Below are 9154 nucleotides of genomic sequence, written 5' to 3' on the forward strand. Positions count from 1 at the left end.
GCGAACGGCATCATGCACGTCGCCGCGAAGGACCTCGGCACCGGCAAGGAGCAGAAGATGACCGTCACCGGCGGCTCCTCGCTGCCCAAGGACGAGGTCAACCGGATGCGTGAGGAGGCCGAGCAGTACGCGGAGGAGGACCACCGCCGCCGCGAGGCCGCCGAGTCCCGCAACCAGGGCGAGCAGCTCGTCTACCAGACGGAGAAGTTCCTCAAGGACAACGAGGACAAGGTTCCCGCGGACGTGAAGACGGAGGTGGAGACCGCGCTCACCGAGCTGAAGGAGAAGCTCAAGGGCGAGGACACCGCCGAGATCCGCACCGCCACGGAGAAGGTCGCGGCCGTCTCCCAGAAGCTCGGCCAGGCGATGTACGCCAACGCCCAGGCCGACGGCGCCCCGCAGGGCGACCCGCAGGCGGGTGCCCAGCAGGCCAAGGCCGACGACGACGTCGTCGACGCCGAGATCGTGGACGACGAGAAGGACGCCAAGGGCGGTGCGGTGTGACCGAGGAGACTCCGGGTTTCGAGGAGAAGCCCGACGTCCCCTCCGACACCACCCCTGACGGAGCTGAGCCGAAGGACGCTTCCTCTTCGGAGGAGGCGGCCCCGGCCGGGGACGCAGCACAGAACGTCGGCCTGACGGCCCAGCTGGACCAGGTCCGCACCGCGCTCAACGAGCGCACGGGCGACCTCCAGCGGCTCCAGGCCGAGTACCAGAACTACCGCCGCCGCGTCGAGCGGGACCGGGCCACGGTCAAGGAGATCGCTGTCGCGGGTCTCCTGTCCGAGCTCCTGCCCGTGCTCGACGACGTCGGCCGGGCCAGGGACCACGGCGAGCTCGTGGGCGGGTTCAAGTCGGTGGCCGAATCTCTCGAGACGGTCGTCGCCAAGCTGGGCCTGCAGCAGTTCGGCAAGGAGGGCGAACCCTTCGACCCGACGATCCACGAAGCCCTGATGCACTCGTACGCGCCGGACGTCACCGAGACGACCTGCGTGGCGATCCTGCAGCCGGGGTATCGGATCGGCGAGCGCACCATCCGCCCCGCGCGGGTGGCGGTGGCCGAACCCCAGCCGGGCGCGGCCAAGGAAGAGAAGGCAACCGACGAGGAGAGCGGTGGCACCGAGGAGGTCTGACATCCCGTCTGACCACCTCGCGGCCCACCGCCCGGCCGTGCGGAAGGCCCCCGGGCCGGCCGCACGGCCGATCGTCCGGAAGGAGGGACGTCGATGAGCACGAAGGACTTCGTCGAGAAGGACTACTACAAGGTCCTCGGCGTCCCCAAGGACGCCACCGACGCCGAGATCAAGAAGGCGTACCGGAAGCTCGCCCGCGAGTTCCACCCCGACGCCAACAAGGGCGACGACAGGGCGGAGGAGCGCTTCAAGGAGATCTCCGAGGCGAACGACGTCCTCGGCGACCCCAAGAAGCGCAAGGAGTACGACGAGGCGCGCACCCTCTTCGGCAACGGCGGCTTCAGGGCCGGTCCGGGGGGTGCCGGGGGCAACTTCAACTTCGACCTGGGCGACCTCTTCGGGGGCGCTCAGGGCGGGGGCCAGGGCGGGTTCGGCGGCGGCGGTCTGGGCGATGTCTTCGGCGGCCTGTTCAACCGGGGCGGTACGGGGACGAGGGTCCAGCCGCGGCGCGGCCAGGACATCGAGTCCGAGGTGACGCTCAGCTTCATCGAGGCGGTCGAGGGGGCCACGGTCCCGCTGCGGATGTCCAGCCAGGCACCCTGCAAGGCGTGTTCGGGCACCGGCGACAAGAACGGCACCCCCAGGGTCTGCCAGACCTGTCTCGGCACCGGTCAGGTGTCGCGCGGCACCGGCGGCGGCTTCTCGCTCACCGACCCCTGCGTGGACTGCAAGGGCCGGGGTCTGATCGCCCAGGACCCCTGCGACGTCTGCAAGGGCAGCGGGCGGGCGAAGTCCTCCAGGACCATGCAGGTCAGGATTCCGGCGGGCGTCTCGGACGGCCAGCGGATCCGGTTGCGCGGCAAGGGCGGACCGGGCGAGCGCGGCGGCCCGGCCGGTGACCTGTACGTCGTCGTGCACGTCGACGCCCATCCGGTCTTCGGCCGCAGGGACGACAACCTCACGGTCACCGTGCCCGTCGACTTCACGGAGGCGGCGCTCGGCGGCGAGGTGAAGGTGCCCACGCTCGGCGGGCCCCCGGTCACGCTGAAGCTGCCGGCCGGCACGCCCAACGGACGCACGATGCGCGCCCGGGGCAAGGGCGCCGTGCGCAAGGACGGCACCCGGGGCGACCTGCTGGTCACCGTCGAGGTGGCGGTCCCCAAGGAGCTCGGCGACGAGGCCAGGGACGCGCTGGAGGCCTATCGCAAGGCGACCGCGGGCCACGACCCGCGGGCGGAACTGTTCCAGGCGGCGAAGGGAGCTTGAGGTGGACGGCCGACGACGCAATCCGTACGAACTGACCGATGAGACACCGGTGTACGTGATCTCGATCGCGGCCCAGCTCTCGGGTCTCCATCCGCAGACACTGCGCCAGTACGACCGTCTCGGCCTGGTCTCGCCGGACCGCACGGCCGGGCGCGGCAGGCGCTACTCGGCCCGCGACATCGAACTGCTGCGTACCGTACAGCAGTTGTCGCAGAACGAGGGCATCAACCTCGCGGGCATCAAGCGCATCATCGAGCTGGAGAACCAGGTCGCCGCGCTCCAGCAGCGCGTCGCCGAGCTCTCGGCGGCCGTGGACGGCGCGGCGGCGGCGATGCAGCAGCGCGAGGCCCAGGTGCACGCCTCGTACCGGCGCGACCTGGTGCCGTACCAGGACGTGCAGCAGGCCAGTGCGCTGGTGGTCTGGCGGCCGAAGCGCCACAAGGACTGAACCGGAGGACCGGGCGGCGCCGGGACACCGGGGCCGCCCGGTCCGACGGGCGAAGGGGCGGGGGACGAACCACGGTTCGTCCCCCGCCCCTTCGCCGTGCGGCGGCTGCGGGGCCGTCCGCGGCCTCTTCGGCCCCGTCCTCAGCCCTGGCCCTCTTCTTCCGGGATTTCAGCCCTGGCCTTCTTCTTCCAGGATTCCCGAGCGGGCGATCAGATAGCCGAGTTGGGCCCTGCTGTTGCTGCCCAGCACCGCGGACAGCTTGGCCACGTGCGCCCGGCAGGTGCGGACGTTCATGCCGAGGCGGCGGGCGATGGAGTCGTCCACGTGGCCCTCCACGAGGAGCTGGGCGATGGAGCGCTGGACGCCGCTGATGCCCTGGGGGGCCGGGGTGTACGGGAGCTCCTCCAGGAGGGGGGAGGCGCGGTTCCAGAGCTGTTCGAAGACCTTGATCAGGTACTCGACGAGCCCGGGGTGGCGCAGTTCGAGGGCGACCTGGTCGTCGTCGCTGGCCGGAATGAACGCTACCGCCCGGTCGAAGACGATCAGGCGGGAGATCAGCTCCTCCAGGGTCCGGATCTCGACCTTGCCCTCGGCCAGCCGTTCTGCGTAGGCCCGCGTGCCCTGACTGTGCCGGACGGTGTGCTGGTAGAGGGTGCGCATGCTCACCCCTCGGTCGACCACCAGCAGGGCGCGTTCCAGGCCCTCCCGGAGGCGGTCCTCGCCCCGGTCGCCGCCCGGCTGGACGGTGAGCACCTCGATACGGCACTCGGCGGTGGCGAGATCGAGCGCCGCGTTGATCCGGTTGCTGCCCTCCAGGACCGTGATCGCGTGGGTAATGGGGGGATCCTGGGCGCTGATGTCCATGAAAGGTTCGAACGATTCGGCCAACTCCAGGGACAGGCGCCTGCGTTCCTGGATCTCGCGTTCTATGGGATTCAGCCGCTGCGCCAGTGCCGCGGACGGAGGTACGGGGCGGAGCCACTCGGCGTCGTCCGGGTCGGGATGCAGCAGGGCGAAGTCCATCAGGCAGGGGGCGGTGGCCACCTCGGCGCGCGATATCCGGCCGGAGCGCAGCGCACTGGCGTAGAGGCGCCCCCCGTCTTCGCACAGTTCGGTGATCCCGTGAGGATGTGCCCCTTTTGTGTTGCTCGTGGTCATATCTCCACCCCCCAGGTTCCTGTACATGCAGGAACATGATGCATCGACCCAGTGGTGTTCGTGTGCCCAGGTGAGACATCGTCTTAGGTGCGGGGGAGAAGAATCCACAAGTGAGGACGAAGCCGACTATGTATAAGCGATTGCTTCGCTCGGCGCTTGCCGTCTCATTCGTCGCGGCCCTGGGCTTCGGCGTACTGGGAAGCGATGAGATCAGCTGGGGCTCGGGGGCCGCGCAGGCCGGCGGCGAGATCAGCTGGAGTACCGAAGCGGGCGCCGGAACGGGCGAGATCAGCTGGAGCATCGAGGCCGGCAACTCTCCCGGCGAGATCAGCTGGTTCTCCGGGACCTCGGTCGCGTCCGACGAGATCAGCTGGGGCCCCGCACCGACCCAACCGAGCGCATGACCATCCCGCCGGACGACCGGACCTTCCGGCGTGAGATGGCTACGGCCTACCGATCAGGCTGGCATTTCATCGATCTCGTCACCGCCCTTCCCCGCCGTGGCGACTCGTTGATGGTCACTCTGTTCGGCGACCCCATCGTTGTTGCACGTGAAGACGACGACGAAGTACGTGCCTACCGGTGCCTCCGCAAGCCGCGTGGAGCTCCGCAGCCCGTTCGCTGTGCGATCCGGTACGACATGATCTTCGTCAACCTCGACCGGCGGGACCACCAGCTGTTCGAGCCAGAGACTATTTCCGCCACCCCCCGCAGTGCCTGAGCGATCCCCCGTCGTTCCATGTCGCTCAGTCACTCCCCCACACAACGGCGCCATCGTGACCTGAACACGATGGCGCCGTTGTGCTTTTCCCGGCCGTGCCGCTTCCGGCCGGGTTCCGACAGGCCGGGGCCGGTTTGCGGGGCCGGCGCACCGGGCCGGTCCGCGGGGCCGGTCAGGCCCTGCCGAGCGCCCGGTCCACGGCGATCTCGATGACGACCCGGTCCGGGTTGGGCGCGGGCGTGCGCTCGTAGCGTTCCGCGTAGCGGCGTACGGCCTCGGCCACCGCCTCGGGCTCCGTGCGCACCGTCGCACGCCCCTCCAGCGTCGCCCAGTGGCGTCCGTGGATCTGGCAGACGGCGACCCGTGCGCCGTCCGGGCCCGCGGCCAGGACATTGGCGACCTTCCGGGTGTTCTTGCCGGTGATGACCCGTGCCAGCCCGGTCTCGGGGTCGTACGTCACGCCCACCGGCACCACGTGCGGTGTGCCGTCGGGGCGGAGCGTGGTCAGGGTGCACACGTGGCGCGCGCGCCAGAAGGCTAGGTACTCGGGGCCGGGGTTCGTCACGTCGACTGCCATGGGGACAGCGTAGGCAGTACGGGCGGGGTGCCGGCCCCGCCACCGACTCCCGCTGCGGTGGCGGAGGGGCGGGGCGGCCGGTTCACTCGGAACGTCGGGCCGGGAGCGGCCGGGAGCGGCCGGGAGCGGCCGGGAGGGGCCGGGAGCGGGTGCGCGGCACGGGGATCGGGGATCGGGGCCAAGTTGAGTGGGGTGGACTCAATATTTCCTTGAGTAGGGTAGACTCAACTTTGTACACGTTGACTGAGTCAGTGTTGTGGAGAGGGCAGTCGCCGCAAGGGATCGCAAGGAGGAGAAAGCGCACGTGGACGCCGAGCTGACCAACAAGAGCCGGGACGCCATCAACGCGGCCACCAACAGGGCCGTGAAGGACGGGCACCCCGATCTGACCCCCGGGCACCTGCTGCTCGCGCTGCTCGCGGGGGAGGACAACGAGAACATCACCGATCTGCTCGCCGCCGTCGAGGCCGACCAGATCGCCGTACGCACCGAGACCGAACGACTCCTGGGCGCGGAGCCCAGCGTCACGGGCTCGACGGTCTCCCCGCCGCAGCCCAACCGCGAGCTGCTCGCCGTCGTCGCGGACGCCGCGCGGCGCGCGAAGGAGCTCGGCGACGACTACCTCTCCACCGAGCACCTGCTGATCGGCATCGCCGCCGAGGGCGGGCGCGCCGGTGAGATCCTCGACGGGCAGGGCGCCAGTGCGAAGAGGCTGCTGGACGCATTCGAGAAGAGCAGGGGAGGACGCCGGGTGACCACACCCGACCCGGAGGGCCAGTACAAGGCGCTGGAGAAGTTCGGCACGGACTTCACGGCGGCCGCGCGCGAGGGCAGGCTCGACCCGGTCATCGGCCGCGACCAGGAGATCCGCCGGGTCGTCCAGGTCCTGTCCCGCCGCACCAAGAACAACCCGGTGCTCATCGGCGAGCCCGGCGTCGGCAAGACCGCCGTCGTCGAGGGCCTCGCCCAGCGCATCGTCAAGGGCGACGTCCCCGAGTCCCTGAAGAACAAGCGGCTCGTCTCGCTCGACCTCGGCGCGATGGTCGCGGGCGCCAAGTACCGCGGCGAGTTCGAGGAGCGGCTGAAGACCGTCCTCTCCGAGATCAAGGAGAGCGACGGGCAGATCATCACCTTCATCGACGAACTGCACACCGTCGTCGGCGCGGGCGCGGGCGGCGACTCCGCCATGGACGCAGGCAACATGCTCAAGCCGATGCTGGCCCGCGGCGAACTCCGCATGGTCGGCGCGACGACGCTCGACGAGTACCGCGAGCGCATCGAGAAGGACCCCGCCCTGGAGCGCCGGTTCCAGCAGGTGCTGGTGGCCGAGCCGAGCGTCGAGGACACCATCGCGATCCTGCGCGGGCTCAAGGGCCGGTACGAGGCGCACCACAAGGTCTCCATCGCGGACTCCGCGCTGGTGGCCGCAGCGACCCTGTCCGACCGCTACATCACCTCCCGCTTCCTTCCCGACAAGGCCATCGACCTGGTCGACGAGGCGGCGTCCCGGCTGCGCATGGAGATCGACTCCTCGCCCGTCGAGATCGACGAGCTCCAGCGCGCCGTCGACCGCCTCCACATGGAGGAGCTGGCCCTCAAGAACGAGACCGACCCGGGTTCCAGGGAGCGCCTGGAGCGCCTCCGCCGCGACCTCGCCGACAAGGAGGAGGAGCTGCGCGGCCTCAACGCCCGCTGGGAGAAGGAGAAGCAGAGCCTCAACCGCGTCGGCGAGCTGAAGGAACGCCTCGACGAGCTGCACGGCCAGGCCGAACGCGCCCAGCGCGACGGCGACTTCGACACCGCGTCCAAGCTGCTCTACGGGGAGATCCCCGGCCTGGAGCGGGAGCTCGCGGAGGCCAGCGAGGCCGAGCAGGTCGCGGCCAAGGAACCCAAGGAAACGCTGGTCAAGGAGGAGGTCGGCCCGGACGACATCGCCGACGTCGTCGGCTCCTGGACCGGCATCCCGGCCGGACGCCTGCTGGAGGGCGAGACCCAGAAGCTGCTGCGCATGGAGGACGAGCTCGGCAAGCGGCTCATCGGACAGGGCGAGGCCGTGCGGGCGGTGTCGGACGCGGTACGGCGCACCCGCGCCGGAATCGCCGACCCCGACCGGCCCACCGGGTCGTTCCTCTTCCTCGGCCCGACCGGTGTCGGCAAGACGGAGCTGGCGAAGGCGCTCGCCGACTTCCTGTTCGACGACGAGCGGGCCATGGTCCGCATCGACATGAGCGAGTACGGCGAGAAGCACAGCGTGGCGCGGCTCGTCGGCGCCCCGCCCGGATACGTCGGCTACGAGGAGGGCGGCCAGCTCACCGAGGCGATCCGCCGCCGCCCGTACAGCGTCGTGCTGCTGGACGAGGTCGAGAAGGCCCACCCCGAGGTCTTCGACATCCTGCTCCAGGTCCTCGACGACGGCCGGCTCACCGACGGACAGGGGCGGACGGTGGACTTCCGCAACACCATCCTGATCCTGACCTCCAACCTCGGCAGCCAGTTCCTGGTCGACCCCCTGACCAAGCCCGAGGAGAAGAAGGCGCAGGTCCTGGAGCTCGTGCGGGCCTCGTTCAAGCCGGAGTTCCTCAACCGGCTCGACGACCTGGTGGTCTTCTCCGCGCTGTCCGGCGACGAGCTGGCACACATCGCGCAGCTCCAGATCGACCGGCTCGCCAAGCGGCTGGCCGCCCGTCGGCTCACTCTCGACGTCACGCCGGAGGCCCTGGCCTGGCTGGCCGAGGAGGGCAACGATCCGGCGTACGGGGCACGGCCGCTGCGCCGTCTCATCCAGACGTCCATCGGCGACCGGCTGGCGAAGGAGATCCTCGCGGGCGAGGTCAGGGACGGGGACACCGTTCGGGTGGACCGGGTCGGGGACGATCTGCTCGTCGGCCCGGCGTCGTAGGCGCGCAGCCGTGGCCGTGCGGTCGTGGCCGCGCGGCCGGGGTGGCGCGGTCGCCGGTACGCAGTCGTGGTGCGGAATGTGACACTCCGGGGTCGGGGTGTCGCATTCCGGCGCGGGGTGGTGGTGTTCCGGCCGGGACCGGCCCGGCGGGGCGGGGTTCCGGCCGGGTGCTTGTCAGCTCGTGGCGGATCGGGCCTGTCGGGGCTTGCCATCCCCCGCCCGCCATGGGGGAGGATGGCGGCAACCGCACGAAGGGAAGTACACGGTGAGCATCGATCCGTCCTCGATTCCTAATTTCGGGGGCCAGCCCGAACCGCAGGCCGCAGGACCGGAGGGCCCCGTCGTCCCTGACCAGGATCTGGTCAAGCAGCTCCTGGAGCAGATGGAGCTGAAGTACGTCGTCGACGACGAGGGCGACCTCGCGGCGCCGTGGGAGGACTTCCGCACGTACTTCATGTTCCGCGGCGAGAACGAGCAGCAGGTCTTCTCGGTCCGTACGTTCTACGACCGCCCGCACGCCGCGGACCAGCGCCCGGTCCTGCTCGACGCGATCGACGACTGGAACCGCCGCACCCTGTGGCCCAAGGTCTACACGCACACCCACGAGCCCGAGGAGGGTTCCGAGGACACCGAGGTCTCGGTCCGTCTGATCGGTGAGGCGCAGATGCTCATCGGTACGGGTGTCAGCCTGGAGCACTTCGTCTCGTCGACGGTCAGCTGGGTGCAGGCCTCGATCGAGTTCGACAGGTGGCTGAAGGACCGTCTGGGCCTGACGCCGGCCGAGGAGAAGACGGACGGTACGGAGCAGGCCGCTCCCGACGCCTGAGCACCGCCCGAGCGCACCGGCCCGGCCCGGGGCGCGCGCCACATTTGCCGCACGTTGCTCGCTCCGGGCCCTCCGCGGTCCGCCGGGCCGGGATGTCGGCAGGCCTGGCGGCCGCGGTCTCGAGGT

10 protein-coding genes are annotated in these 9154 nt (G+C 70.3%); 8 read left to right on the forward strand and 2 right to left on the reverse strand.

From position 1 onward, the window contains the following. The 4 genes from ACWCXX_RS39680 to ACWCXX_RS39695 form a co-directional block, all read left to right on the forward strand. On the forward strand, positions 1-504 hold a 504-nt coding region (locus tag ACWCXX_RS39680; protein WP_451135975.1), incomplete at its 5' end, for an Hsp70 family protein. After that, complete coding sequence (gene grpE, locus ACWCXX_RS39685; protein WP_451135977.1) at positions 501-1133, forward strand: nucleotide exchange factor GrpE; 633 nt, start codon at positions 501-503, stop codon at positions 1131-1133. The genes ACWCXX_RS39680 and grpE, both read left to right, overlap by 4 nt. A 93-nt stretch (positions 1134-1226) precedes the next feature. After that, positions 1227-2399: a molecular chaperone DnaJ gene (dnaJ, locus tag ACWCXX_RS39690; RefSeq protein WP_451135979.1), complete on the forward strand. Its 1173-nt coding sequence runs from the start codon at positions 1227-1229 to the stop codon at positions 2397-2399. 1 nt (position 2400) lies between these two features. After that, the gene (locus ACWCXX_RS39695) at positions 2401-2847 is read left to right on the forward strand and encodes a heat shock protein transcriptional repressor HspR (RefSeq protein WP_451135981.1); all 447 of its coding nucleotides are present in this window, start codon (positions 2401-2403) and stop codon (positions 2845-2847) included. Between the two features lie 168 nt (positions 2848-3015). Here the strand turns inward: ACWCXX_RS39695 and ACWCXX_RS39700 are convergent, their stop codons facing one another. Beyond that, entirely contained in the window at positions 3016-4005 is a 990-nt protein-coding gene (locus tag ACWCXX_RS39700) for a helix-turn-helix transcriptional regulator (protein WP_451135983.1), read from the reverse strand. Positions 4006-4133: 128 nt separating this feature from the next. Between ACWCXX_RS39700 and ACWCXX_RS39705 the strand changes: the two genes are divergently transcribed. Beyond that, a complete protein-coding gene (locus ACWCXX_RS39705; protein WP_451135985.1) occupies positions 4134-4409 on the forward strand; it encodes a 5'-nucleotidase in 276 nt (91 codons plus the stop codon). Then, positions 4406-4726, forward strand: a complete 321-nt coding sequence (locus ACWCXX_RS39710; RefSeq protein WP_451135987.1) for a (2Fe-2S)-binding protein — start codon at positions 4406-4408, stop codon at positions 4724-4726. Before ACWCXX_RS39705 ends, ACWCXX_RS39710 begins: the two co-directional genes overlap by 4 nt. A 172-nt stretch (positions 4727-4898) precedes the next feature. On the opposite strand, the gene ACWCXX_RS39715 is transcribed toward ACWCXX_RS39710, so the two are convergent. Continuing rightward, positions 4899-5303 carry a pyridoxamine 5'-phosphate oxidase family protein gene (locus ACWCXX_RS39715; RefSeq protein ID WP_451135989.1) on the reverse strand — a complete coding sequence of 135 codons (405 nt, stop codon included), beginning with the start codon at positions 5301-5303 and terminating at the stop codon, positions 4899-4901. 304 nt (positions 5304-5607) lie between these two features. Between ACWCXX_RS39715 and clpB the strand changes: the two genes are divergently transcribed. Together clpB and ACWCXX_RS39725 are read left to right on the forward strand one after the other, a co-directional pair. After that, the gene (gene clpB, locus ACWCXX_RS39720; RefSeq protein ID WP_451135991.1) at positions 5608-8202 is read left to right on the forward strand and encodes an ATP-dependent chaperone ClpB; all 2595 of its coding nucleotides are present in this window, start codon (positions 5608-5610) and stop codon (positions 8200-8202) included. 265 nt (positions 8203-8467) lie between these two features. Continuing rightward, entirely contained in the window at positions 8468-9028 is a 561-nt protein-coding gene (locus tag ACWCXX_RS39725) for a YbjN domain-containing protein (protein WP_451135993.1), read from the forward strand. The last annotated feature ends 126 nt before the right edge of the window (positions 9029-9154 follow it).

The organism is Streptomyces sp. NPDC001732, from assembly GCF_053596315.1.